The organism is Micromonospora sp. NPDC049151 (assembly GCF_040648395.1).
GTDB lineage: Bacteria > Actinomycetota > Actinomycetes > Mycobacteriales > Micromonosporaceae > Micromonospora.
The window spans coordinates 37,028-60,324 of record NZ_JBEZDP010000023.1 but is presented as its reverse complement, the minus strand read 5'-3'; the positions used below and the strand labels follow the sequence as shown (position 1 = coordinate 60,324).

Below are 23,297 nucleotides of genomic sequence, written 5' to 3'. Positions count from 1 at the left end.
GAGGATAGGTGACCGGCAGCACGCTCGTCGGAGCGCTCGTGGTGGGCCTGGCCGTCGGCGGGTTGGGACGCCTCGTCCTGCCCGGGCGCAAGGCCGTCCCGGTCTGGCTGACGCTCGCGCTCGGCGTGGCGGCCGCTCTGCTCGGCGCGATCGTGGTCGGGCTGGTCGATCACCGCACCGGCGGCTCGACGCTGCTGCCGCTGATGGTCGAGATCGGCTTCGCCGCCGTGGCGGTCGTGCTCGCGGTGGTGGCCGCCGGCCGGTCGGAGGCCGAGGGGCAGACGCCGCCCGCGCCGGGTGGCCGGCGAAAGGAGGAGGTGTGACTGTCGTACCCGCGGACCACCTGATGATGCTCATCTGCGACGGCTGCGGCGACAGCGTCACCGGCACGGGCGCCACACTGCCCGACGCCGAGGTGGTGTGGACGCTGGTGTTCGAGCACGACTGGGTCGGCTCCCCGTTCGCGTCCGGACCGCACCACTGCCCCCGGTGCAGCACCCGGGCGGCCATCGCCGACGACGGCCTGGGCCTGGACGAGCTGGAACAGGTCGCCGGCACACCGGCCGCCCACGACGCCGACCCGGCCGCGACGGTACGCCGTGCCCTCGCCGAGCGCTCCGTCCGCGACGACCTGGAGCTGGTCGACCTGTCCGGGCTGGAGGTGATCGACTCCGCCGGGCTCAGCCTGCTGGTGCGCGCGCACCAGGACGCCCGGCGCGACGGCCGGCGGCTGGGCCTGCTGTCGCCGTCGCGGTTCGTGCTCACCGTGCTGCACACCATGCGGCTCGACGGCGTCTTCACAGTCGTCGACGGCCGCGTCCCGGCACCGGGGCCCGCGTCCCGCCGGCCGGTCCTGACCGAACAGAAGGAGCCCTCCCCGTGGTGATGCCCTGGCCGTACCCCGAGTTCCCGTTCACCGGCGGCGGGCCGGATCCCGACGACGCGGACACCCGGCTCGCGTCGCTCGTCGCGCAGCGGCTCAGCGCCGACTGGACCACCCGGCGGCAGCAGATCACCGTGACCGTGCAGAACCGGGTGGTGATCCTCGCCGGCCTGGTGGCCGACCCGGCGACGCGTCTGGTCGCCGCCGAGCTGGCCTGGGACGTGCCGGGCGTGTTCGACGTCTGCAACGCGCTGCGGCTCTACGGCGGGCGGCGCGGCGGCCGCTGAGCGCGGTGGTTGCACGCATCGGCGTCCACCTCTACGCTCTGCCGTGGGAGCGCTCCCCCAGGCCGCCACGTCGAGCTTTCCGGGCAGGTTCACGACGGGCACCGTCCGATCACCATCCAGACGATGGGACCTTCCCGTATGTTCTCGATTCCCCGCCCGTCCCGGCGGCACCTGCTCGTCGGCGGCGCGGTAGGCGCGCTCGCCCTGGCGGCGACCGCCGTGCTGCCGTCGACGAACGCGATGGCGGCGACCGGCTGCGCCGTCACCTACACCACCAACTCGTGGCCCGGCGGCTTCACCGCCGGCGTCACGGTGCGCAACCTCGGCGACCCGGTGAGCAACTGGACGCTGGGCTTCACCTTCCCCGACGGCGGCCAGCGGGTCGTGCAGGGCTGGTCGGCCACCTGGCAGCAGAGCGGCCCGGCGGTCACCGCGCGCAGCCTGGACTACAACGGCGCGCTCGGCACCGGCGCGAGCACCACAGTCGGCTTCAACGGCTCGTGGACCGGGTCGAACCCGAGCCCCACGTCGTTCACGCTCAACGGCACGGCCTGCACCGGCGGCACGAGCACGCCGCCACCGGCGACCACTCCCCCGCCCACGACCCCGCCGCCCACGACGCCACCCCCGCCGACCGGCACCACGCCGGTCGCGATCAACGGCCAGTTGCGGGTCTGCGGCGTCAACCTCTGCAACCAGTACGGACGGCCGATCCAGCTGCGCGGCATGAGCACCCACGGCCTCCAGTGGTTCGCCAACTGCTACACCGACGCCTCGCTCGACGTGCTGGCGAACGACTGGCGTGCCGACCTGCTGCGCATCTCGATGTACGTGCAGGAGCAGGGCTACGAGACCAACCCGGCCGGCTTCACCAACCAGGTGAACTCGCTCGTGGACAAGGCCGAGGCCCGGGGCATGTACGCGCTTATCGACTTCCACACGCTGACGCCCGGCGACCCGACGTACAACCTGGACCGGGCCAAGACGTTCTTCGCCAACGTGTCGGCGCGCAACGCCGCGAAGAAGAACGTGATCTACGAGATCACCAACGAACCGAACGGGGTCAGCTGGTCGACCATCCGCAACTACGCCGAGCAGGTCATCCCGGTGATCCGGGCGAACGACCCGGACGCGGTGGTCATCGTCGGCACGCGCGGCTGGTCCTCGCTCGGCGTCTCCGACGGCGCCAACTCCGACGAGATCGTCGACAACCCGGTGCGGGCGCAGAACATCATGTACACGTTCCACTTCTACGCCGCGTCGCACAAGGACAACTACCGCAACGAGGTGCAGCGGGCGGCGAGCCGGCTCCCGCTGTTCGTCACCGAGTTCGGCACCGTCACCTACACCGGTGACGGCGCCGTCGACACCGCCAGCAGCAACGCCTGGCTCGACCTGCTCGACCGGTTGAAGATCAGCTACGCCAACTGGACGTTCTCGGACGCCCCCGAGGGCTCGGCGGCGCTGCGGCCGGGCACCTGCGCGTCCGGCTCGTTCGGCGGGACGTCGGTGCTCACCGAGTCCGGCGCGTACATGCGCGACCGGATCCGTACCCCGGACAACTTCCCCACCTCCTGACCGGGCAGCCGGCGGCGGTCCTTCCCCTTCGGGTCGCCGCCGGTCAGCCCTCCACCAGCCCGGCCCGGCGCCACAGCACCCGGCCCGGCCCGGCGACGAGTCCCAGCTCGGTCAGGTGGTCGGCGATTCGCTGCGCGGACCAGCGCAGCGTGGCCCGCCAGTGCGGGTTGGCCCGCGCCGCGGCCCGGCCGGCCGCCGGGTCGATCCCGACCGCCGCGTACGCCCGCGGGTGCACCAGCCGCCGCGTGATCGAGTACGCGGCCCGGCCGATCACCAGCCGCGCGTACGCGAGCGCCACCGGCCCGGCGGCCTCGACCTGCCGGGTCAGCTCGTCACGGGCGAATCGCACGTGCCGCGCCTCCTCCACCACGTGGATGCGTGACACCATGCGGATCAGCGGCTGCAACGACTCGTCGGCCATGATCTCGCGCTGGAACGAGTCGAGGATCTCCTCGGCGATCAGGATGGCCGCGTACATCTGCGGGCCCGCGGCTGTGGACTTGAGCCAGCGTCCGAGCAGGTGGTCGAACGGCTCGGCGCGGTAGACCGGGGCGCCGGTCGCCTCGATGAGCCGGCCGAACATGATGGAGTGCCGGCACTCGTCGGCGACCTCGGTGAGCGCGTACTGGGCGTGCCGGCTGGTCGGGTCGGCGTCGTAGTACTGCCGGATCAGCATCTGCATGAGGATCGTCTCGAACCAGATCCCGGCGCTGGCCGCGCTGGCGACCTCGTGCTTGGTCAGCTCGACCCGCTGGTCCTCGGTCAGACCGTCCCACAGCGCGGTGCCGTAGAGGCTGCTGCGCGACGGCGGCAGCCAGTACGCGCCGGGCACCGGCGGCGCCGACCAGTCGATGTCCACCACGGGGTCGTAGCTGGTGCGCACCGAGGCGGAGAGCAGTCGATCGGCGACCGCCTCGCGGGGGAATCCGGCCGTCGTCCGCTCCATGACCCCTCCATATTGACGTAACTTCGAGTAACTGTTACGAGTGGTAGCATGCGACGCACCACCACCGATGTCAATGGCCCCGACGCCGCCGGGGAGCCGGCCGCGCCCCGCCCCGGCGGGCGGCGCGACCGCTGGGCCGACCACCGCGAACAGCGGCGGCAGGAACTGATCGCGGCCGCCGTGCAGGCGCTGCTGCGGCACGGCCCGACCGTCGACATGGACCAGGTCGCCGCCACCGCCGGGGTCAGCAAACCGGTGCTCTACCGCTACTTCGCCGACAAGGCCCAGCTCTGGCTCGCGGTCAGCGAGGTGGTCGCGGAACGCGTGGTGGCCGCCATCGCGCCCGCCGTGGAGCAGGTACGCGAGGAGCGGGCGCTGGTCGAGGCGACAATCGACGCGTACCTGAGCGTGGTGGAGTTCGAGCCCTCGCTCTACCGGTTCCTCGTGCACGAGTCCGGGCACCCCGGCATCCAGCAGGTGGTCACCGGCACCAGCCGGCAGGTCGCGACCGGGCTGGCCCGGGTCATCGGCGACCGGCTGCGCGCGCTCGGCCTCGACGCCGGCCCGGCCGAGCCGTGGGCGTACGGGCTGGTCGGGTTCGTCCAGGCGGTCGGCGACTGGTGGACCACGCACGGGCAGCCGATCCACCGGGCCGCGCTCACCGAATACCTGACCACGCTGCTGTGGAGCGGCATCGAGGGGGTCCGGCGCGGCGCGGACCTGCCGCCGGAGCTGACCCGCGCGCACGAGCGGATCGACAGATGACGTGGGAGGGCACGGCCGAGATCGCCGGCACCACGGTACGGCTGCACGCCGGTGGACGGTTCGAGCCGGTCGACGGTCGCTACCACTGGGCCGGGCGGGTGGAGCCGGAGCCGCGCCTGGTCCGGCTGCTGCGCTCCGGCCGCCGCGACGTGGAGGTCCGGATCGGCGAACGGGCCACCCGGGCCCGGCTGACCGAGGTGGACCCGTGGGGCGGCGTCCGCATCACCGGCGTCGGCACGCCGCCCTGGCCGCCGGACGACGAGTGATCCGCGCCGTACCGTGAAGGGATGACGCCTCCCGCCACAGTGCTGCTGGTCTTCGGCCGCGGAGTGGTGGCCGGCGACGGCGGCTACCGGCTCACCGCGGAGAGCGTCGCGCGCACCGAGGCCGCGGTGGCCTACGTCCGGGCACACGCCGAGGCGTTCCGGCGCGCGCCGGACGCGCGGGTGGTGTTCACCGGCGGCTGGCCGCACGGCCCGGCCGGCGCGCCGGGCCCGCCGCCCGGCTTCCGCGAGGCCGAGCTGATGCGGGCGCTGGCGCGCGAGGCCGGGCTCGACGCGTACGCCCGGTCGGCCGCCGAGACCCGCTCCCGCACCACAGTGCAGAACCTGGCGCACACCGTCCAGGACGGCTTGCTGGGCGGGGCGGAGTTCACCGGGCGGCGCCCGCTCGGGCTGGTCTCCCACCCGTGGCACCTGCCGCGCGTCCGGCTGCTCGCCGCGCGCGTGCTCGGCCTGTCCGGCCCGGCGCTGGCCGACGTGCCGGTGACCGCGCCCGATCCGGTGCCCGTGCGGCGGGAGCGGGCCGCCCGGGCGTTCAGCCGGATCGGCTTCCTGGGTGTGCGTACCCCGGAGGCGTCGCTGCGCCGCGAGCGGACGCTGACCCGCGCCGCCGACCGGATCGGACGCCTCACGCCCCGACGGTGATTCACGCGAGCGCGCCGGGGGTACGACCGTCCTCGATCGACCCGGCGGGCCGTGCCGGCGGGCGAGACCACCCCGGGAGGCCCCGTGATCGTGCTCGTGCCGGTGTACCGACCGGGCGACCGGCTGCCACCGCTGGTCGGCGACCTGAAGGACGCGCTGCCCGGCGCGGACGTGCTCGTCGTCGACGACGGCAGCGGCCCGGCCGCCGACGCCGTGTTGCGCGCGGCCCGCGCCCGGGGCGCGACGGTGCTGCGCCGCCGGGTCAACCGGGGCAAGGGCGTGGTGCTGCGCACCGGCTTCCGGTACGCCGCGACGCGTCACCCGGGACGCGACGTGGTGTGTGTGGACGCCGACGGCCAGCACAGCGTGCCCGACGTGTGCCGGGTGGCGGAGCGGATGCGCGTCACCGGAGCGCCGACGCTTGGCGTACGCGAATTCGAGGGTGAGGTCCCGGCGCGCAGCCGGTTCGGCAACGCGGCGACGCGGGTGGCGTTCCGGCTGGCGACCGGCCGGGACGTGCGCGACACCCAGACCGGCCTGCGTGCCTACCCGGCGGCCCTGCTCGGCTGGCTCGGCACGCTCCCCGGCGACCGGTTCGAGTACGAGATGACGGTGCTGCTGCGGCTGGCGCGCGCCGGACTGCCGGTCGAGCAGGTGGAGATCGCCACCCATTACCACGGCGACAACGCGGGTTCGCACTTCTCCGCGCTCGCCGACTCGGTACGGATCTACCGGCCGCTGGTCGCCTCCGCCCTCGCCCGGCTGACCGGGCGCTCCGCTGTGGACGGTGTCCCGGCCGCCGTCACGACGTCGTCGCGCACGTCCGCGGCCCGGACCCGCTGAGCGGGCCGGCGCCCGGGTTCGCCGGGACGGCGGGCATCACTCGGGGATGCCGCCGTCCCGGCGTACCGGCGCTGATGGTCAGGCGCTCGTGCAGGGGTTGCCGTTGAGCGTGAACGATCCGGGTCTACCGGTGTTGCCGGTGTGGGTGGCCTGGAAGCCGATGTCCACCGAGCCGCCCGGCGGGATCGACGCGTTGTAGGACACGTTGCGGGCGGTCACCGCGCCACTGGACGGGCTGTACGTGGCGTTCCAGCCGCCGGTGATCGTCTGGCCGCCCGGCAGCGTGAACGCGAGGGTCCAGCCGTTGAGCGCGATGGTGGACGTGTTGGTGATGGTCACCGCGGCGGTCAGCCCGTTGTTCCAGGCGTTCACCACGTACCCGATCCGGCAGGCGCCCGACGGCGGCGGCGTGGTCGGTGGCGCGGTGGTGGGCGGCGCGGTGGTCGGCGGCGCCGTGGTCGGGGGCGCGGTCGTCGGGGGCGCGCTCGTCGGGGGCGCGGTCGTCGGGGGCGCCGTGGTCGGGGGCGCGGTGGAGTCCAGGCCGAAGAAGCGGATGGCCTGGGCCGCGTCGACCGGCAGGTTGTGCGTGACGCCCTGCATGCTGATCGCCTCGACAGTCGCGGTGCCGCCGGTGCCGCCGTAGCGGGTGCGGGTGTAGCCGGGCTGCGGACTGTCCGTGTACGCGGGCGTCTGGCTCAGCCCGTTCACGTTGGTCCACTGGTCGATCTCCTCGCCGAAGTTCGGGTAGCGCAGCGTCTCGTCGTTCGTGCCGTGCCAGAGCTGCATCCGCGGGCGCGGGCCGGTGTAGCCGGGGTAGGCGTTGCGCACCAGGTCACCCCACTGCTGCGGGGTCTTCAGCACCTGGCCGTTGGCGCACTCGCTGTTCCACTCGGAGCCGTTCGTGGTGGCGAAGCAGCCGAACGGCACACCGGCAAACGCGGCACCGGCCCGGAACACGTCCGGGTAGTCGCCGAGCAGCACGTTCGTCATCATCGCGCCGGACGACGTGCCCGTGGTGAAGATCCGCTGCGAGTCGACCGGGTAGCGCTGCCGCACGTAGTCCACCATCGACTTGACGCCCACCGGGTCGCTGCCGCCGTCGCGGCGCAGCGCCTGCGGCGAGGAGACGTCGAAGCACTTGCTGCTGCGGGTCACCGACGGGTAGACCACGATGTAGCCGTACCGGTCGGCGAGCGCCGCGAACTGGGTGCCGGAGTACATGGCCGGGCCGCTGCCGGTGCAGTAGTGGTTCACCACGAGCAGCCCGGGGCGGGCCGCGACGGTGTCCGGTACGTACAGGTACATGCGCAGGTTGCTCGGGTTGGTGCCGAAGTTCGTCACCTCGGTCAGCGCGGCGGCCGAGGCCGGCCCCGGTAGGGCGAGCGCCGCCCCGACGGCGAGCCCGGCGGCGGCCAGCGCCGCGCCGAGCAGCCGGAGTCTGCTCATTCTGGACAGCATGTGTTCTCCTCGGTGGTGGGAACGCCGCAGGTGGCAGCGTTCTCGCCGGCGAGGCGCCTGCGACGGGCGGCCCGGACCCTCGGAGACGAGATAGACAGTCGCGGATCGATGCGACCCGAATCGGAGTCTAGGCCCCGACCGGCGGGCGGACAACCGCAGCGGCCACCCGGCGCGCCCGGTCCGGGCGGGTGAGCACGTCCACGTTGTCCACGTACTGGTCCACCGCCCCCACCGGCGGCCGGTCGCGCAGCTGCGGGTCGGTGATCGCGGCGCGCAGCGCCTCGACGAACCGGCCGGCGTGCAGCACCAGGAACGGCCGGTCGTGGAACGGCCGGGCGGCCGGGTCCACCGGCGGCGCCAGCGCGGCGTCGTTGGTCCAGCCGGCCACCGTCTCCAGCGCCCCCACCAGGCCGGGCTCCCGGGCCGCCCAGTCACCCGGGCCGAGCGCGGCGCCGAGCCCGTCCACCACCGGCGTCGCGGCCGGCAGCGTCGCGAACACCGTGCCGAGCCATTTCGCGTACGGCGGCCAGCGCCGGTGCAACAGCAGGCCGAGGCGCATCAGATCCCGGGCCAGTCCGGCGACCACGACCCGGCTGCCCAGGTCGTCGCCGACCTCGGCACACCGGCCGGCCAGGTGCTCGGCCTGCGCGACCCGCTGCCAGCCGGACGCCAGCACGTGCCGCCACACGTCGTCCGGATACCAGGCGAGCCGGGCCCGGACGGCGGTGAGCGCGCCGTCGAGCCCGTCGTGGAACACCGCTCCCCCGGTCAGCTCCGCCAGCCGCTGCGTCGGTGTCGCCAGCCAGTCGGCGGTCGTCAGCCCGGAGCGCGGGTCGGTGCCCAGCCGCTCCCGCAGCCATCCGCCCAGCTCGTCCACGCTCACGCCGTGCCGGGCGCCGTCGGCGTGGACCGTGCCGAGCCGCGCTTCCGGCCCGCCGGCGTACCGGGTCGGCCAGCCGAGGAACCGCGCCGGCAACTCCGCGTCGAGCACCGCCCGTACCGGTGCCACGTCGTGCGCGTCCGCCACGAAGACCTGGGTACGCGGGCCCCAGTCGTGGTCGGTGGAGCGCGGCGTGTCGAGGCCGAGCAGCTCGGAACCGCCGTCGAGCAGGCCGGCGGAGTACGGCAGGCCGGGCAGCCGCCGCGCCAGCAGCGGACCCACCACCTCGTCGTGGAACCGGCGGGCCAGGGTCAGGCCGGGTACGAAGCTCACCCCGCCAGTCTGCGCAGCGCGGGCCCCGCGCGCCCCCGGGTTTCCCCGCCCGGCGGTCGCCTCCCCCATCTCGTCACAGGGCTGTGGAAGGCTTGCCGGCGTGGCACACCGACAGCCGATCCTCCTGATCGACTCCCCCAGCCTCTACTTCCGCGCCTACTTCGGCATCCCCGAGTCGGCCGCCAGGACCGGCGACGGCCAGCCGGTGAACGCCGTACGCGGCTTCCTCGACATGCTCGCCCAGCTCGTGCGCACCCGCCGGCCCGACCGGATGATCTGCGCGATGGACCACGACTGGCGCCCGGCGTGGCGGGTGGAGCTGCTGCCGTCGTACAAGGCGCACCGGGTCGCGCCCGAGGGCGGCGAGGTCGTGCCGGACACGCTGTCCCCGCAGGTGCCGATGATCCTGGAGGTGCTGGACGCGCTCGGCATCCCGGTCGTGGGCGCGACCGGCTACGAGGCCGACGACGTGCTCGGCACGCTCGCGGTGACCCAGCCGGGCCCGGTCGAGGTGGTCTCCGGCGATCGCGACCTGTTCCAGCTCGTCGACGACGCGCATCCGGTGCGCCTGCTCTACGTGGGCCGGGGCGTGGCCAAGCTGGACGACTGCGACGACGCGGCGGTCCGCACCCGCTACGGCGTGCCGGCCGACCGGTACGCCGACTTCGCGGCGCTGCGCGGCGACCCCAGCGACGGGCTGCCGGGTGTGGCCGGGGTCGGCGAGAAGACCGCGGCCCGGCTGATCGACCGCTACGGCGGGCTGGACGGCATCCTGGCCGCGCTCGACGACCCGCGCTCCGGTTTCGCCCCCGGCCTGCGGGCCAAGCTCGACGCCGCCCGTGACTACCTGGCCGTGGCGCCGAAGGTGGTCCGGGTCGCCACCGACGTGCCGCTGCCCGAGCTGGACCCGACGCTGCCGACGGCCCCCGCCGACCCGGACCGGCTGCTGGAGCTGGCCCAGCGCTGGAACCTGGCCGGCTCGTGCCGCCGCCTGGTGGACGCACTAGCGGGCGACCGACAGTGATCAGTTGATCACGAAGGGCGGTCGGTGTTCCGGCGGGTCGGGAACTGGGCGCCGGGCTGCGCCAGCGTCGAGCGGGCGCGCAGGCCGACCGGGTCCGGCGCCGGTTCGGCCGGGGCGGTCCGCGGCTCCTCGCCGAGCCGCGAGCTGACGTACGCCAGACCGGCGCGGTCGTCGTCCGACGGCGCGGCGAGCAGCGCGTAGACCAGCCCGACCACACCGAAGACCACCGCCAGCACGATCGGCACCAGCAGGCCGCTCACCTCGGTGCCGGAGGCCGGGCCGCGGCTCTCGTGCAGGTGCACCGACAGGGCGCTCATGCCGGTGAAGTGCATGCCGTTGACAGCGATGCCCATGACCAGCGCCGAGGCGCCGATGGCGAGCGCCCGCCGCACGGTCATCGCCAGCCAGAGCGCCACGGTGGCGGCCACGATCGCGATGACCACGGACAACGTCACCCGCAGCGGGTCGTAGCCGAACGAGCCGTCCAGGCGCATCGCGGCCATGCCGGTGTAGTGCATGGCGGCCACCCCGGTGCCGGTGAAGAAGCCGCCGGCCAGCAGCCGGGGCGCGGCGAGCCGGCCAGTGCCCACGATCCACAGCCCGATGCCGACCGCGCCCACCGCGATCGCCGTGCTGGCAGCCGTCAGCGGCACGTCGTAGCGGATCCGGGTGCCGCCGACGGCGAACCCGAGCATCGCCATGAAGTGCATGGCCCAGATGGCGGTGCCACCCAGCGCCCACGCGGCGAGCAGGCCCCACCAGACGCGCTGGCCGCCGCTGGTGGCGGTCCGGATCCGCCCGGCGCAGACCAGCCCGAGCGCCGAACCGAGCACCGACAACGCGTAGCTGAGCGCGGGTGTGATCCACCCGTACTCGAAGTGATTGATCTCGCCCACGAGCCCTTCCCTCACATCCGCCCACGAGCGCGAAGCCACGGCGCTCCCGGGCAATGATCGGGCAGTACCTGGTCAGGGCGCACATCGACCCCCCGACAATTCGCGGGGTGGTGCCGCCGTGACACAGCGATGCGTCGATTTCCGGCAATCGCTGACCGAAAGTGACCGTCAGGCGGAGGCGTGGTAGGCCAGCACGCCACGGTTGACCGCCGCGATGGCCTGCCGGGCGGTAGAACGCAGCTCGGCCGAGGCGCCGCCCGAGTCGGCGACCTGCCCGAGCAGGTCGACCACCTGACGCGCCCAGCGGACGAAGTCGCCGGCCGGCATCTCCCCGTCGATCTGGTGGCCGCTGGCCAGCACCTTCGCCAGCGCCTCGCCGCGCGCCCACCGGTAGATCGGCCAGGCGAAGCCGAGATCCGGTTCCCGGGTCACGGCCAGGCCGCGCGCCGCCTCGTCCGCCTCGATGTCGCCCCACAGCTTCAGCGTCTCGTCGACCGCGTCGGCCACCGCGCCGCGCGGCAGCGACGCCCGCTCGTCGACGTCCCGCCGGGCCTCGAACACCACCACCGACACGGCGGCGGCCAGCTCGGCCGGGGACAGGCCGTCCCACACCCGGCGGCGCAGGCACTCGGCCACCAGCAGGTCCGCCTCGGTCCAGATCCGGGCCAGCATCCGTCCGGCGTCGGTGACCTCGCCGTCGGCGGCCAGGTAGCCGCGCGCCGTCAGCAACGCCACGATCCGGTCGAAGGTACGGGCCAGCGAGCCGGTCCGCCCGGACACCCGCTCACGCAGCTCCTCGGTGTCGCGTTCCAGCCGGCGCCGCCGCTCCGCCCAGCGGGCGTGCTCCTCCCGGTCCGGGCAGGCGTGACACGGGTGGGCGCGCAGCTCGACGCGGAGCTGGCTGAGCCGGTGGTCCTCCCCCGCCGCCTGACGGGACCGGCCGCCCCGCCGGCCGCCGTGCCGGTCCAGGCCGGTGCCGCTGACCGCGGCGGCCAGATCCCGCCGGGCCGCGGGCGATCGGTGGTTGAAGTGCTTCGGCACCCGGATGCGGGTGAGTACCTCGGCCGGGGTGGTGAAGTCGCCGGGGGTGACCCGTCCGGCCCAGCGGTCCTGGGTGAGGACCAGCGGCCGGGGCTCGCCGAACCCGCCGGTGGCCGGGTCCAGCACCACCGCCAGTCCGGCCCGCCGACCGGACGGCACCCGGATCACGTCACCGACCCGCAGCCGCTCCAGCGAGGCGACGGCCGCCGCCTTGCGCTGGGTCTGCCCCTGCCGGGCGATGGCGCGTTCCCGGTCGGCGATGGCCACCCGCAGCGCGAAGTACTCGTCGAAGTCGCCGTGGTGGCAGGCGGCCTCCGCGCCGTACGCGTCGATGGTCTCGGTGTTGCGCTGCACCTGGCGGGCCAGGCCGACCACCGACCGGTCGGCCTGGAACTGCGCGAACGAGGACTCCAGCAGTTCCCGGGCCGGCGCCGCGCCGACGCTGCCGACCAGGTTGACGGCCATGTTGTACGACGGCCGGAAGCTGGAACGCAGCGGGTAGGTGCGGGTGGAGGCGAGCCCGGCGACGTGCCGGGGGTCGGTCTCCGGTGACCAGACCACCACGGCGTGGCCCTCCACGTCGATGCCCCGGCGCCCGGCCCGGCCGGTGAGCTGCGTGTACTCCCCGGGGGTGAGGTCGACGTGTGCCTCGCCGTTGAACTTGACCAGGCGTTCCAGCACCACGCAGCGGGCCGGCATGTTGATGCCCAGCGCGAGCGTCTCGGTGGCGAAGACGGCCTTGACCAGTCCGCGCACGAACAGCTCCTCGACGACCTCCTTGAAGGCGGGGAGCATGCCGGCGTGGTGGGCGGCCAGGCCGCGCTCCAGCCCGTCCAGCCACTCCCAGTAGCCGAGCACGGACAGGTCCTCGCCCGGGATGGCGGTGACCCGGGACTCCACCACGCGGCGGATCTCGGCGCGCTCCTCCGGGGAGGTCAGGCGCAGCCCGGCCGCGAGGCACTGCTGCACGGCGGCGTCGCAGCCGGCCCGGCTGAAGATGAACAGGATGGCCGGCAGCAGCCCCTCCCGGTCGAGCCGGTCGACGATGTCCGGGCGCATCGGGCCGCGCCAGCGCGGGCCGCGCCGCCCGCCGCCGGGGCCGGCGCTGCGGCCCTCGCCCAGCTCCAGGCGGCGCATCGTGTCGCGGGTGTAGCGCAGCAGCTCGGGGTGCACGTCGTGCTTGCGGGCCGCGTCGGCGTCGTGGAACAGGTCGAACATCCGCTTGCCGACGAGCATGTGCTGCCACAGCGGCACCGGGCGGTGCTCGGAGACCACCACCGCGGTCTCGCCGCGCACGGTGACCAGCCAGTCGGCGAACTCCTCGGCGTTGGACACGGTGGCCGACAGCGACACGAGCGTGACCGACTCGGGCAGGTGGATGATCACCTCTTCCCAGACCCCGCCGCGGAACCGGTCGGCCAGGTAGTGGACCTCGTCCATCACCACGTACGCCAGGCCCTCCAGCGTGGCCGAGCCGGCGTAGAGCATGTTGCGCAGCACCTCGGTGGTCATCACCACCACCGGCGCGTCGCCGTTGATCGCGTTGTCGCCGGTGAGCAGGCCGACGTGCTCGGCGCCGTAGCGGTCCACCAGGTCGTGGTACTTCTGGTTGGACAGCGCCTTGATCGGCGTGGTGTAGAAGCACTTGCGCCGGGTCGCGGACGCGTCGCCGCCGGGCCGGCCGCGCAGCGCCAGGTGCACCGCGAACTCACCCACCACGGTCTTGCCGGCGCCGGTGGGAGCGCAGACCAGCACGCCGCTGCCCCGCTCCAGCGCCTCGCACGCCTCGCGCTGGAAGTCGTCGAGATCGAACCCGAGATCCAGCGAGAATTCGTCCAGGGCCGGGAAGGCGGAGGCCTGCGCGGCCCGGCGGCGCGCCGCGGCGTACCGCTCGGCGGGGCTCGACATGGATCCAAGATTAATCGGTGCCGCCGAGGAGTACCGGTCAAGGCCATCCGGCAGGACGGTCGGAGCGGTCGGTAGGGTGCACGACGTGCCGGACCGTACCGAACTGCCCCACGTCTCGAGCGGCGCCGACGACGCCGTCCGCCCGGGCCCGTCCCGCCGGCCGGTGGAGGCGGTGCTCTTCGACTTCCACGGCACCCTCGCCCAGGTGGAGGAGCCGCTGGCCTGGGTGCTCGCCGCCGCGTCCGCCTGCGGCGTCGAGCTGGACCGGATCCGGGCCACCTCGCTGGCCGACCGGCTGCTCACCGCCGGGCGTGCCGGCGGCCCGCTGCCGGCACGGGTGCCGCCCCGGCTGGCCGAGCTGTGGGCCGACCGTGATCTCTACCCGCACGCGCACCGGGGCGCGTACACCGGGCTGGCCGAGACGGTGGACACCGGCATCGACGGGTTCGCCGACGCGCTCTACGAGCGGGTGCTGGTGCCCGAGGGCTGGGTGCCGTACCCGGACACCGCCCCCGTGCTGGGAGCGCTGCGCTCCGCCGGGGTGAAGGTGGCGGTGGTCAGCAACATCGGCTTCGACCTGCGGCCGCTGTTCGCCGCCTGGGACTTCGACGCGCTCGTCGACGCGTACGCGCTGTCGTACGAGGTGGGGCGCTGCAAGCCGGACCCGGGCATCTTCCTGCGGGCCTGCGGGATGCTCGGCGTCGACCCGGAGCGCACGCTCATGGTGGGCGACACGCCGGCCGACGCGGGTGCCGTGGCGGCCGGGTGCGGGGTGCTGGTGCTGCCCTGCGCCGACGCCGGCCGCCCGAACGGGCTCGGCGCGGTGCTCGACCTGGCCGGGGCCGCCTGAGCGCACACCCCCAGCGGCGCGAACCCGTCGCGGCGCACCGGATACCGTCAGGGGCATGACCGGTGCCCACCCCTTGCCGCCGCGTGCGCCGGGACGGCTCGGCGGGGTCGCGCTGGTGCTCGGCGGGGCGCTGTCGGTGCAGTTCGGCTCCGCGCTGGCCGCGCTGCTGTTCCCGCGTACCGGGGTGGCCGGGGCGGTGACGCTGCGACTGACCATCGGCGCGCTGCTGATGCTCGTGTTCTGCCGGCCGCGGGTACGCGGGTACGGGCGCCGCGACTGGGCGGCGGTACTGGCGTTCGGGCTGGCCCTGGCCGGCATGAACTCGATCTTCTACCAGGCGATCGAGCGGATCCCGCTCGGCCCGGCCGTCACCCTGGAGGTGCTCGGCCCGCTGGCGCTGTCGGTGATCGCCGCGCGCCGGGTGGCCGCCTGGTGCTGGGCCGCGCTGGCGCTGGCCGGTGTGGTCCTGCTCGGGCAGGGCGGGTTCGACCGGCTCGACCCGGCCGGCGCCGCGCTGGCGCTGACGGCGGGCGCCATGTGGGCCGCGTACATCGTCTGCTCGGCGCGGATCGGCGCACGGTTCCCCGGCGCCGACGGGCTGGCCCTCGCCCTGACCGTCGCGGCGCTGCTCACCCTGCCGTTCGGGCTGGCCGACGGCGGCGGTCGCCTCGCCGACCCGGTGGTGCTGGGGCTCGGTACCGCGCTGGCGCTGCTCGCCTCGGTGCTGCCGTACAGCCTGGAACTGGCCGCGCTGCGGCGGCTGCCGACCGCGACGTTCGCGGTGATGATGAGTCTCGGCCCGGCGATCGCCGCGGTGGCCGGCTGGCTGGTGCTCGGCCAGGCGTTGCGCCCGGTCGAGGTGCTCGCCATCGCGCTCGTGGTGGCCGCGAGCGCCGGTGCGGTCCGCGCCGCCGCGCCGCCTCCTGCCGCGCCTCCCCCTTCGCCCGCGCCGCCGGCCGTTCCCGGCCCGCCGGGTGCCGCGGACCTGGCGGGGGTCAGCGCAGCAGCCGCAGCGCCGCCGGCACGGCGGTGACGGTCACCGGCAGGTCGAGGGAGCGTTCCCCGTCGGCGTACGTGGTGATGCCCTCGGCGGACAGCTCCACCGTCCGCGCCCGGTAGACGCGCGCCAACGGGTGCGTGACGTGGGTGCCCCGGTAGATCTGCGGCTTGACCCGCATCAGCGTGCGCCTGTCGAAGCGCCCGCCGACCACCACGTCCAGCAGGCCGTCGTGCGGGTCGGCGTCCGGGCAGATCCGCATGCCGCCGCCGTAGCTGGCCGTGTTGCCGACCGCGACCAGCACCGCGTCCACCTCCTGCGCCACCCCGTCGAGGACCAGCCGGTAGCGGCGTGGCCGCAGCCGGGCCAGCTCCACCACTATCGCCAGGTCGTACCGGCGGGGGCCGCGCGGCCAGCGCATCCGGTTGGCGCGTTCGTTGACGATCGCGTCGAAGCCGGCCGCGAGCACCGCGCCGAACCAGCGGTCGGCCTCCCCGGGCCGGGACAGCCGCGCCAGGTCGACCGGCCGGGCGCGGCCGGCGGCGAGCGCCGCGGTGATCACCTCGACGGCGGCCGTCGGGTCGGCCGGGAAGCCGGTGTCCACCGCGAAGTCGTTGCCGGTGCCCGCCGGTACCGGCCCGAACGGCACGTCGGTGCCGGCGACCGCCTGCAACGCGCGGTGCATCGTGCCGTCGCCGCCCACCGCCACGAGTGCCCCGGCGCCGCCGGTGACCGCGGCGTGGCACGCCGCCTCCGCCTCCTCGGGGGTACGCGCGCGCAGCAGCTCCACCGGGCGGCCCGCCGAGGCGAGGCGCTCCAGGATCCCGGGCAGCAGTCCGCGGTGCCGCCCCCGGCCCGCTGTCGGGTTGGCGAGCACGGCGACGGGGCCGGACGGGACATGATCGTGCGCGGTCACGGCGAGCACCGTACGGCACGGCTCGCGCCGCCCACCAGAGGCAGGTCAGGCGGCGAATGTCCGGCGCACGCCGACGGCGCCCGGCAGGGGGTGCCGGGCGCCGTGGCGGGGGTGGGTCAGGGCAGGTCGATCGGGCGCAGCACCCGGTCCACCGCGTGCGCGATCTGCTTGTTGCCCTTGTTGATGTCGTACCGAACCACCCGCGCGTTGCGGTCGCTGGTGTCGGCGTCGACCAGGCGCACATCGCGGCCGTACCAGCAGCGCTTCACGTCCACCTCGACGGTGGCGCCGAGCGCGGTGGTCAGGTCCGCGCCGTCGGCCTTCAGCGCCGCCTTCCGGTCGATCGTCGCGCCGGGCACGACGTGGTAGAGCAGGACGTCCTCCACGGTGTCCACGCCCAGGCCGGCGACCGCGTCGAACGCGGCCTTCTCGCCGGGCAGCTTCCTCGCGGCGGTGATGTCCCGCACCAGCTCGCGGAACGCGTAGTCGTTCGGCACGAACGCGGTCAGCGCGACGGTGCCGTCGGTGAGCACCTTCACCGGCGAGTCCGGCTTGGCCTGCAACACCGTCAGGACCGCCTTCGTGAGGACGTCGAAGTCCCGCGAGTTGCGGTCGAAGCCGCTCTTGTCGGCGGTGAGCACTGCCGCCAGCGACCGCGTACCCGGCTGCTTGGCGCCGGCCTGGGCGGGCACGGCGACGGCGGTGGTGGCCACCGCCGCGGCGGTGGTGGCCACGGCCAGCCGGGCGGCGAGACGAGCGATGTTCATCGGGGAGCCTTTCGTCGAAGCGACCAGGTCCGTGACTGTCGTCACGACCATTGCTTCGCCCCGACCGTCCCCGGTGGATGCACCCGGATCGACCGACTTCGGATCGACGCTGCTGCGCCTCAGCGGACCACCAGCGGCTTGCTCACCGACGGCACGCCGTCGCCCTTGACCTTCAGCGACCAGTCCCCCGCCGCGCCCAGCGTCACCACGGTCTCGGCGGTGCCGTTGGCCTCGGCCTTCATCTCGGCGACCCGCTTGCCCTCGGGGTTGAGCACGTACAGCGTCCGGGCCCCGGCGGTCTTGTTCGTCACCTTGAACGCGAGCTTCTCGCCGGGCTCGGCGATCAGCGCGTCCACGCCGTTCATCGCGTCGTCGGTCAGCTCGATCGTCACCGACCGGTCGTAGGCCACCTCGGCCGCGGCGCTGGCGAGATTGCCGTCGTCGGAGACGGTGATCCGGGTCCGCACGCCGTCGCCCTGCCGGCCCGGCTTGCAGGCCACCTCGTACGTGCCGGTCTGCAGCGACGCGCGCAGGTCGCCGGTGCGGCCCGCCGGCACGTCCGCGACCTCGGCGATCACCTTGGTGAAGGCGTCACCCTCCCGGCCGTAGACGTAGACCCCGGTGGCCTGCTGACCCCGGTTGGTCACTGTGAACGTGACGGTGCCCGGCGTGAACAGCGTGGTGGTGACCTCGCAGCTGGTGTCGGTGGCGGTCACCGGCACCTGCTGGCCTTTCGGCGCGGGCTCGTCGTCACCGCAGGCGGTGAGCGCGGTGGCCGCGCAGAGGACGGTCAGGACGGCGGCGGTACGGCTCTTCATCGGGTTCTCCGGAGCGCAGGTCAGACGGGCTGACCGGAACGGGGCGCCGACGCACCCCGGCACACCGCCCGGGGGGCTCGGCGGAGTCAGCAGAGTCTAAGCGGGTACGGCGTCCCGGCAAGGCCCGAGGGCGGCCCGATGTCCGCACCGGACCGGCCCCGGGCCGGGGCGGTCCGTCCGCGGGGCATGATGGCGGGCATGCGGCTGGTCTCCCTGCTCCCCTCCGCCACCGAGATCGTGTACGCGCTCGGCCTCGGTGACGACCTGGTCGGCGTCACGTTCGAGTGCGAGGTGCCCGCGTCGTACCGGTCCGGCACCACTGTGGTCGTCGGCGGCCGGGACACCCGGGGCATGAGTCCCGGCGACATCGACGCGTACGTCCGGGCGCAGGTAGCGGCCGGTGCCGACCTCTACACGCTGCACGCCGGCGCGCTCGCCGGGCTGGACCCGGACCTGATCCTCACCCAGGACCTGTGCCGCGTCTGCGCGCTCCCCTCGGGCCGGGTCGCCGACGCCGTGGAGCACCTGGGGTGCCGGGCCGACGTGCTGTCGCTCGACCCGTACACCCTCGACGACGTGCTGGAGTCGATCCGCGCGGTGGGCGCGGCGGCCCGGGTGCCGGATCGCGCGGAGGCCCTGGTCGACGGCCTGCGTGCCCGGCTCGCGGCGGTCGGCGCGGCGGTGGCGGGCCGGCCCCGGCGGCGGGTCGCGGTGGTCGAATGGGTGGACCCGCCGTTCGGCGCCGGGCACTGGATCCCGGACCTGGTCGACGTCGCCGGCGGCGAGCCGGTCGCCACCCACCGGGGCGCCCGGTCCGCGCCGACCACCTGGGAGGCCCTGCGGGCCGCCCGCCCCGAGGTGGTGCTGGTCGCGCCGTGCGGGTTCCGCCTCGACGGCGCGGCCGAGCAGGCCGCCGCGGTGGCCGGGCACTTCCCGGACGCGCAGGTGTGGGCGCTGGACGCGGACGGTCTGATCGTGCGCGCCGGCCCGCGCCTGGTCGACGGCGCCGAGACGATAGCCGCGATCCTGCACCCCGACGCCGTCTCCCCACCCCGCCCCGAAACAGCCCACCGCCTAACCTGACCGGCCCCGGCCCGCGCCCCCGGCCCGCGCCCCGGCGATCTTGCAGTTTCGGCCCGGGCAAAGTGCGGATTTCCGGCATCCGAGGGGCGCCATGTCCAAGATCGGCGCGGGGCGGGGTGTCGGCGTCCTCGGAAGGGCGGCGAGGGGCGGAGACGCGGACGCCGTCCCCGTGGAGCGGGGACGGCGTCCGGAGGTGAGCAGGATCGGTCAGGTCATGTCGTCGTAGCGGCGTTCGATCGGCTTCGGGGCGACGATCGGCTCGGGTACGCCGATCGGCTCGGACGCCTCGATCCGGCCACCGGCGGGCACCGGCTCGTCCGACAGGTCCAGCGGTGACACCTCGTCGTCGGCGATGCCGGCGTAGGCCTCACGCCCGCGACCGCGCCGCCTGTCGTTGAGGAACGCCACCCCCACCGCGGCGAAGTAGAGCGCGCAGAGGCAGATCGCCAGCGCGGTCATGCCGAACGGGTCGGGCGTCGGCGTGACCACCGCGGAGAACGCGAAGAACACGAACACCGCCACCCGCCACCAGCTCAGCAGCCGCTTGGCGCTGGCCATGCCGACGAAGTTGAGCATCAGCACGATCAACGGGAACTCGAAGGCCACCCCGAACAGCAGAATCAGGTTCGTGACGAACCCGACGTAGCGGGTGATGTCGAGCGTGGTGGTGACGTCGCCGCCGCCGGAGACGTTGAGCAGGAACTCCAGCCCTTTGGACGTGACGAAGTACGCCAGGACCGCGCCGGCGGCGAACAGCGGGGCCGCCAGCGCGGTGAAGAAGTACGCGTACCGCCGCTCGTGCCGGTGCAGGCCCGGCGCGATGAACGCCCAGAGCTGGTAGAGCCAGATCGGCGCGGCGATGATCAGGCCGACCCAGAGGGCCACCTTCATCTGCAGCAGGAACAGGTCGGCGGGACCGAGCTGGACGAAGTTGCAGTTGCCGTCGATCAACCGCGCCTTGGGCAGGTCGCAGTAGGGCTTCTGCAGGATGTGCAGCACCGGCCCGGACAGCCACACGCCGAAGCCGAAGCCGACCAGGATCGCCAGCGACGCCCGGAACAGCCGGTTGCGCAGCTCACGGATGTGCTCCATGAGCGTCATCGAGCCGTCGGCGGCCCGCGCGAAGTTGCTCGGGCCGCGCTTCTTCAACCCGAAGGCCACGGTGATTGAGGCCCTCTCGGATCAGTTCTCGCGGACGCGCTGCACCGGGTCGGCCGGCGGGGCCACGGGCTGCTGCGGCTGCGGCGCGTACGGCTGCTGGGCGTACTGCTGCTGGCCCTGGACGTACGGCTGCCCCTGCACCGGCTGCTGCGGCTGGAGCGGCTGGTAGCCGGCCTGCGCGTCGGCCTTCTCGGCGAGATCGCGGTCGTCGTCGTGCAGGCTCTTGGTCTCGGCCTTGATGATCCGCAGCGAGCGGCCCAGCGAGCGGGCCGCGTCGGGGAGCCGCTTCGCGCCGAACAGCAGGATCAGCACGACCACGAGTACGGCGATGTGCCACGGCTTGAGGGCACCCATGGGAAGCTCCAGTCGCTCTGTGTCGGTGAGGGGTGGGTCGTCGCCCATCGTACGTGTGTCGCAGCGGCTTGCCACCCCCGCGGGCCTGCCGGTGCGGGCCCGATCGGTGAAGTTTCGACCAACCCGAAGTGTCCCGTCAACCGTCCAGGTCCGCGCATTTCTGCGCGTAACCACCCGGGAACGCGCAGACGACGCTCACCGGGCCGACCGCCGTCGATCAGTCGCCGCGCTTGGCCTTGATCAACGTGATCCGCTCCTGCGCGACAGCGGCTCGCTCCTGGAGCGACTCGGCCCGCGCCTGCAACTGCTCGGCGGCCGCACGCAGCGACTCGGCCTCGACCGCCCGGCGCTGCAACGCCAGCGCGGAACGGCGCAGCCCGGGCAGGCGGCTCACCACCGGACGGATCGCCAGGGCCAGTACGACCAGCGCGAACACCACGACCCCGAGCACGATCCACGTCACCACGGCGGTCAGCCTATCGGGTGCCGCCGACGGCCGCCGGGTCGGCGCTGCCGGCCGGGGTGGCGTACGCGTCGAGTGCGGCCACGGCCTGGGCGCGGACCTGCTCGGCCAGCTCGGCCGGGGCCACCACGGTCACCTCCGGGCCCAGCCCGAGCACGAACCGCCGGGCCCACCCGAGGTCGGTGACGCGCAACGACACCAGCCACTGCTCGCCGTCGGCCTCGACCCGCTCGCACGGATAATATTCGGTGATCCACCGCTCGCCCCGGCCGATCCGCAGCGTGATCAGCGGCAGGTCGGCCGACGGGCTGAACACACCGTCGCTGAGATCGTGCGGGCGGGCCTGCGGCGGCACCACCGCCTGCTCCGGCAGCTCGGTCACCGCGTCGATCCGGTCGGCCCGGAACAGCCGCACCGCCTCGGCCCGGCGGCACCACGCCTCCACGTACGCCCGGCCGCCGACCATCAGCATCCGCAGCGGGTCGATGGTGCGCTCGGTGGTCTCGTCCCGGGCCGCCGTGTAGTAGGTGATCCGCAGCGCCCGGCCGCGCTCGACGGCGGCGCGCAGCTCGCGTACCCGGGCGGTGTCGCCGGGCAGGCGGACCTCGACCGGCGCTCCGGCCAGGTCACCGGCGGCGCTCTCGATCTTGGCGAGTGCCCGCTCGACCGCCTCGCGGTTGGCCACGCCGGGCGTCTCGGCGATCATCCGCAGCGCCACCACCAGGGCCAGGGCCTCGTCCGGGGTGAGCCGCAGCGGGCGGTCGATGCCGGCGTCGTAGGTGATCGTCACCCGGTCGCCGTCGAACGCCATGTCGATCAGGTCACCGGGGCCGTAGCCGGGCAGCCCGCACACCCAGAGCAGTTCCAGGTCCTCCCGGAGCTGCTTCTCGGTCACCCCGAGGTCGTGCGCCGCCTCGGCGATCTCGATGCCGGGACGGGCCAGCAGGTAGGGCACCAGGTTGAGCAGCCGGGCCAGCCGGTCGGCCGAGGCACGGCCCGCGCGGGCCGCCGGGCGGGTCACCGGGCACCTCCGGCGACCGCCAGCTCGTCGTGGCGGGCGGCCACCTCCTTGAGCCGCTGGATGACCGACTCCCGCACCTCCGGTGGCTCCAGCACGCGCACGTCCGGGCCATACCCGACGATCTGGCCGGCCAGGTAGTCGGCGTCGGCGTACGGCAGCACCAGCCGGTCGCCGTCCGGACCGGCCTGGCACTCCACCGCCCAGCGGCGCAGCCCGGCCGCGCGGCCCGGCGTGGCCAGCACGGTGGCCCGGCCGGTGCGCTCCACCGGCCCGGACCAGCGGGCCACGTGGCTGATCAGGTCGACCCCGGCGGGCGGCTCGTAGGCGCCCGGCTCGCCGGTCGCCCGGACCGTGCCGACCACCCGGGACAGCCGGAAGCAGCGGGTCGCCGCGCGGTCCAGGTCGTGGCCCACGACATACCACCGGCCCCGCCAGCAGACCACGCCCCACGGCTGGACCCGGCGGCGGCTGGACGCGTCCCGGTCCGGCACGCGGTAGTCGAAGCTGACCTCGCGCCGGTCCCGCGCGGCGGCGGTGAGCGGCGCGAACGCCGGGTCGACCGTGACCATCGGCTCCAGGCCCAGCGTGGCCTGCGGATCCACGTCGATTCCGGCGGCGCGCAGCTTCGCCAGCCCGGACGACGCGGCGGCGGCCAGCCCGGCGTGCTGCCACAGCCGGGCCGCGATGCCCACCGCCGCGGCCTCGTCCGGTTCGAGCGGAATGTCGGGCAACGCGTACGCGCGCGGCGCGATCCGGTAGCCCGGCTCGGCGTCGAAGACGCTCGCCGTGCCGGTCTCCAGCGGCACCCCCAGCTCACGCAGCTCGGCCTTGTCGCGCTCGAACTTGCGCTGGAACGCCTCGTGGTCCTTGGCGTCGTCCGGGTCGTGCTCGTAGCCGGGCACGGTCGCGGCGATCTGCGCGGCGGTCAGGAAGCGTCGCGTCGACAGCAGGCAGATCACCAGGTTGACCAGGCGTTCGGTACGGGTCCGGGACACGTGCAAACGCTAGCAGCCCGCGCGTCCGGCGCGGGCACCCGCGCGGCGCGGCGCGGGGGTCTTCCCACCCGGCGTCGGACATCGACCGGTCATAGGGTGAGCGC

General features: G+C 74.4%; 25 protein-coding genes. 12 read left to right on the top strand and 13 right to left on the bottom strand.

Annotated elements, in window-relative coordinates; genetic code table 11:
• The first annotated feature begins 8 nt into the window (after window positions 1-8).
• From AB0B20_RS23615 to AB0B20_RS23600, 4 genes are all read left to right on the top strand, one after another.
• Window positions 9-323: a hypothetical protein gene (locus tag AB0B20_RS23615; RefSeq protein ID WP_357384397.1), complete on the top strand. Its 315-nt coding sequence runs from the start codon at window positions 9-11 to the stop codon at window positions 321-323.
• On the top strand, window positions 320-886 hold the full coding sequence (locus tag AB0B20_RS23610; RefSeq protein ID WP_357473461.1) for an STAS domain-containing protein: 567 nt from the start codon (window positions 320-322) through the stop codon (window positions 884-886). Before AB0B20_RS23615 ends, AB0B20_RS23610 begins: the two co-directional genes overlap by 4 nt.
• A complete protein-coding gene (locus AB0B20_RS23605) occupies window positions 886-1,170 on the top strand; it encodes a BON domain-containing protein (protein ID WP_357384654.1) in 285 nt (94 codons plus the stop codon). Before AB0B20_RS23610 ends, AB0B20_RS23605 begins: the two co-directional genes overlap by 1 nt.
• Window positions 1,171-1,308: 138 nt before the next feature.
• Window positions 1,309-2,748 carry a cellulase family glycosylhydrolase gene (locus tag AB0B20_RS23600; RefSeq protein ID WP_357384652.1) on the top strand — a complete coding sequence of 480 codons (1,440 nt, stop codon included), beginning with the start codon at window positions 1,309-1,311 and terminating at the stop codon, window positions 2,746-2,748.
• Window positions 2,749-2,791: 43 nt separating this feature from the next.
• On the opposite strand, the gene AB0B20_RS23595 is transcribed toward AB0B20_RS23600, so the two are convergent.
• Complete coding sequence (locus AB0B20_RS23595) at window positions 2,792-3,694, bottom strand: diiron oxygenase (RefSeq protein ID WP_357473459.1); 903 nt, start codon at window positions 3,692-3,694, stop codon at window positions 2,792-2,794.
• A gap of 48 nt (window positions 3,695-3,742) precedes the next feature.
• Here AB0B20_RS23595 and AB0B20_RS23590 point away from each other — a divergent pair, with 48 nt between their 5' ends.
• The 4 genes from AB0B20_RS23590 (at window position 3,743) to AB0B20_RS23575 (ending at window position 6,228) form a co-directional block, all read left to right on the top strand.
• On the top strand, window positions 3,743-4,459 hold the full coding sequence (locus tag AB0B20_RS23590) for a TetR family transcriptional regulator (RefSeq protein WP_357384391.1): 717 nt from the start codon (window positions 3,743-3,745) through the stop codon (window positions 4,457-4,459).
• On the top strand, window positions 4,456-4,725 hold the full coding sequence (locus AB0B20_RS23585) for a DUF4873 domain-containing protein (RefSeq protein WP_357384389.1): 270 nt from the start codon (window positions 4,456-4,458) through the stop codon (window positions 4,723-4,725). Before AB0B20_RS23590 ends, AB0B20_RS23585 begins: the two co-directional genes overlap by 4 nt.
• A gap of 21 nt (window positions 4,726-4,746) precedes the next feature.
• Window positions 4,747-5,385, top strand: a complete 639-nt coding sequence (locus AB0B20_RS23580) for a YdcF family protein (RefSeq protein ID WP_357473456.1) — start codon at window positions 4,747-4,749, stop codon at window positions 5,383-5,385.
• 84 nt (window positions 5,386-5,469) lie between these two features.
• Complete coding sequence (locus AB0B20_RS23575) at window positions 5,470-6,228, top strand: glycosyltransferase family 2 protein (protein ID WP_357473453.1); 759 nt, start codon at window positions 5,470-5,472, stop codon at window positions 6,226-6,228.
• Window positions 6,229-6,306: 78 nt separating this feature from the next.
• Here AB0B20_RS23575 and AB0B20_RS23570 read toward each other — a convergent pair whose 3' ends face one another.
• Window positions 6,307-7,686 carry a PHB depolymerase family esterase gene (locus AB0B20_RS23570; RefSeq protein ID WP_357473450.1) on the bottom strand — a complete coding sequence of 460 codons (1,380 nt, stop codon included), beginning with the start codon at window positions 7,684-7,686 and terminating at the stop codon, window positions 6,307-6,309.
• 127 nt (window positions 7,687-7,813) lie between these two features.
• Window positions 7,814-8,899: a DUF4037 domain-containing protein gene (locus AB0B20_RS23565; RefSeq protein ID WP_357473447.1), complete on the bottom strand. Its 1,086-nt coding sequence runs from the start codon at window positions 8,897-8,899 to the stop codon at window positions 7,814-7,816.
• A 100-nt stretch (window positions 8,900-8,999) separates the two neighbouring features.
• On the opposite strand from AB0B20_RS23565, the gene AB0B20_RS23560 reads away from it, so the two are divergent.
• Window positions 9,000-9,923: a 5'-3' exonuclease gene (locus AB0B20_RS23560; RefSeq protein WP_357473444.1), complete on the top strand. Its 924-nt coding sequence runs from the start codon at window positions 9,000-9,002 to the stop codon at window positions 9,921-9,923.
• An 8-nt stretch (window positions 9,924-9,931) separates the two neighbouring features.
• Here AB0B20_RS23560 and AB0B20_RS23555 read toward each other — a convergent pair whose 3' ends face one another.
• Together AB0B20_RS23555 and AB0B20_RS23550 are read right to left on the bottom strand one after the other, a co-directional pair.
• The gene (locus tag AB0B20_RS23555; RefSeq protein ID WP_357384377.1) at window positions 9,932-10,819 is read right to left on the bottom strand and encodes an MHYT domain-containing protein; all 888 of its coding nucleotides are present in this window, start codon (window positions 10,817-10,819) and stop codon (window positions 9,932-9,934) included.
• Window positions 10,820-10,987: 168 nt separating this feature from the next.
• Complete coding sequence (locus AB0B20_RS23550; protein WP_091428119.1) at window positions 10,988-13,768, bottom strand: DEAD/DEAH box helicase; 2,781 nt, start codon at window positions 13,766-13,768, stop codon at window positions 10,988-10,990.
• 103 nt (window positions 13,769-13,871) lie between these two features.
• Between AB0B20_RS23550 and AB0B20_RS23545 the strand changes: the two genes are divergently transcribed.
• A complete protein-coding gene (locus tag AB0B20_RS23545) occupies window positions 13,872-14,618 on the top strand; it encodes an HAD-IA family hydrolase (RefSeq protein WP_233585727.1) in 747 nt (248 codons plus the stop codon).
• Window positions 14,619-14,673: 55 nt separating this feature from the next.
• Complete coding sequence (locus AB0B20_RS23540; protein WP_357473440.1) at window positions 14,674-15,651, top strand: EamA family transporter; 978 nt, start codon at window positions 14,674-14,676, stop codon at window positions 15,649-15,651.
• Here AB0B20_RS23540 and AB0B20_RS23535 read toward each other — a convergent pair.
• From AB0B20_RS23535 to AB0B20_RS23525, 3 genes are all read right to left on the bottom strand, one after another.
• Complete coding sequence (locus AB0B20_RS23535; RefSeq protein ID WP_357473437.1) at window positions 15,614-16,540, bottom strand: diacylglycerol kinase family protein; 927 nt, start codon at window positions 16,538-16,540, stop codon at window positions 15,614-15,616. The two genes, AB0B20_RS23540 and AB0B20_RS23535, sit on opposite strands and share 38 nt — an antisense overlap.
• A 107-nt stretch (window positions 16,541-16,647) precedes the next feature.
• Window positions 16,648-17,349, bottom strand: a complete 702-nt coding sequence (locus AB0B20_RS23530; RefSeq protein WP_091428112.1) for a fasciclin domain-containing protein — start codon at window positions 17,347-17,349, stop codon at window positions 16,648-16,650.
• 68 nt (window positions 17,350-17,417) lie between these two features.
• Window positions 17,418-18,116: a hypothetical protein gene (locus AB0B20_RS23525; RefSeq protein WP_120570070.1), complete on the bottom strand. Its 699-nt coding sequence runs from the start codon at window positions 18,114-18,116 to the stop codon at window positions 17,418-17,420.
• 138 nt (window positions 18,117-18,254) lie between these two features.
• Here AB0B20_RS23525 and AB0B20_RS23520 point away from each other — a divergent pair, with 138 nt between their 5' ends.
• Window positions 18,255-19,199, top strand: coding sequence for an ABC transporter substrate-binding protein (locus AB0B20_RS23520; RefSeq protein WP_357473433.1), 945 nt, complete (start codon window positions 18,255-18,257; stop codon window positions 19,197-19,199).
• 207 nt (window positions 19,200-19,406) lie between these two features.
• Here the strand turns inward: AB0B20_RS23520 and tatC are convergent, their stop codons facing one another.
• The 5 genes from tatC to AB0B20_RS23495 all read right to left on the bottom strand — a co-directional run bounded on the left by tatC (window position 19,407) and on the right by AB0B20_RS23495 (window position 23,193).
• A complete protein-coding gene (gene tatC / locus AB0B20_RS23515) occupies window positions 19,407-20,360 on the bottom strand; it encodes a twin-arginine translocase subunit TatC (RefSeq protein WP_357473429.1) in 954 nt (317 codons plus the stop codon).
• Window positions 20,361-20,381: 21 nt separating this feature from the next.
• Entirely contained in the window at window positions 20,382-20,714 is a 333-nt protein-coding gene (gene tatA / locus AB0B20_RS23510) for a Sec-independent protein translocase subunit TatA (RefSeq protein WP_120570072.1), read from the bottom strand.
• A gap of 217 nt (window positions 20,715-20,931) precedes the next feature.
• Complete coding sequence (locus tag AB0B20_RS23505; RefSeq protein ID WP_120570073.1) at window positions 20,932-21,180, bottom strand: hypothetical protein; 249 nt, start codon at window positions 21,178-21,180, stop codon at window positions 20,932-20,934.
• 10 nt (window positions 21,181-21,190) lie between these two features.
• Window positions 21,191-22,198, bottom strand: a complete 1,008-nt coding sequence (locus AB0B20_RS23500; protein WP_357473424.1) for a YafY family protein — start codon at window positions 22,196-22,198, stop codon at window positions 21,191-21,193.
• Window positions 22,195-23,193 (bottom strand): WYL domain-containing protein, encoded by a 999-nt coding sequence (locus AB0B20_RS23495; RefSeq protein WP_357473421.1) that lies wholly within the window; start codon window positions 23,191-23,193, stop codon window positions 22,195-22,197. The genes AB0B20_RS23500 and AB0B20_RS23495 overlap by 4 nt, the downstream gene beginning before the upstream one ends.
• Between the last annotated feature and the right edge of the window lie 104 nt (window positions 23,194-23,297).

What these genes read in the sequence shown, in the direction of transcription:
- AB0B20_RS23605 (WP_357384654.1), top strand. Translation starts at nt 886, where the DNA reads ATGCCCTGGCCGTACCCCGAGTTCCCGTTCACCGGCGGCGGGCCGGAT.
- AB0B20_RS23600 (WP_357384652.1), top strand. Translation starts at nt 1,309, where the DNA reads ATGTTCTCGATTCCCCGCCCGTCCCGGCGGCACCTGCTCGTCGGCGGC.
- AB0B20_RS23595 (WP_357473459.1), bottom strand. Translation starts at nt 3,694, where the DNA reads ATGGAGCGGACGACGGCCGGATTCCCCCGCGAGGCGGTCGCCGATCGA.
- AB0B20_RS23590 (WP_357384391.1), top strand. Translation starts at nt 3,743, where the DNA reads ATGCGACGCACCACCACCGATGTCAATGGCCCCGACGCCGCCGGGGAG.
- AB0B20_RS23585 (WP_357384389.1), top strand. Translation starts at nt 4,456, where the DNA reads ATGACGTGGGAGGGCACGGCCGAGATCGCCGGCACCACGGTACGGCTG.
- AB0B20_RS23580 (WP_357473456.1), top strand. Translation starts at nt 4,747, where the DNA reads ATGACGCCTCCCGCCACAGTGCTGCTGGTCTTCGGCCGCGGAGTGGTG.
- AB0B20_RS23570 (WP_357473450.1), bottom strand. Translation starts at nt 7,686, where the DNA reads ATGCTGTCCAGAATGAGCAGACTCCGGCTGCTCGGCGCGGCGCTGGCC.
- AB0B20_RS23550 (WP_091428119.1), bottom strand. Translation starts at nt 13,768, where the DNA reads ATGTCGAGCCCCGCCGAGCGGTACGCCGCGGCGCGCCGCCGGGCCGCG.
- AB0B20_RS23540 (WP_357473440.1), top strand. Translation starts at nt 14,674, where the DNA reads ATGACCGGTGCCCACCCCTTGCCGCCGCGTGCGCCGGGACGGCTCGGC.
- AB0B20_RS23530 (WP_091428112.1), bottom strand. Translation starts at nt 17,349, where the DNA reads ATGGTCGTGACGACAGTCACGGACCTGGTCGCTTCGACGAAAGGCTCC.
- AB0B20_RS23525 (WP_120570070.1), bottom strand. Translation starts at nt 18,116, where the DNA reads ATGAAGAGCCGTACCGCCGCCGTCCTGACCGTCCTCTGCGCGGCCACC.
- AB0B20_RS23520 (WP_357473433.1), top strand. Translation starts at nt 18,255, where the DNA reads ATGTCCGCACCGGACCGGCCCCGGGCCGGGGCGGTCCGTCCGCGGGGC.
- tatA (WP_120570072.1), bottom strand. Translation starts at nt 20,714, where the DNA reads ATGGGTGCCCTCAAGCCGTGGCACATCGCCGTACTCGTGGTCGTGCTG.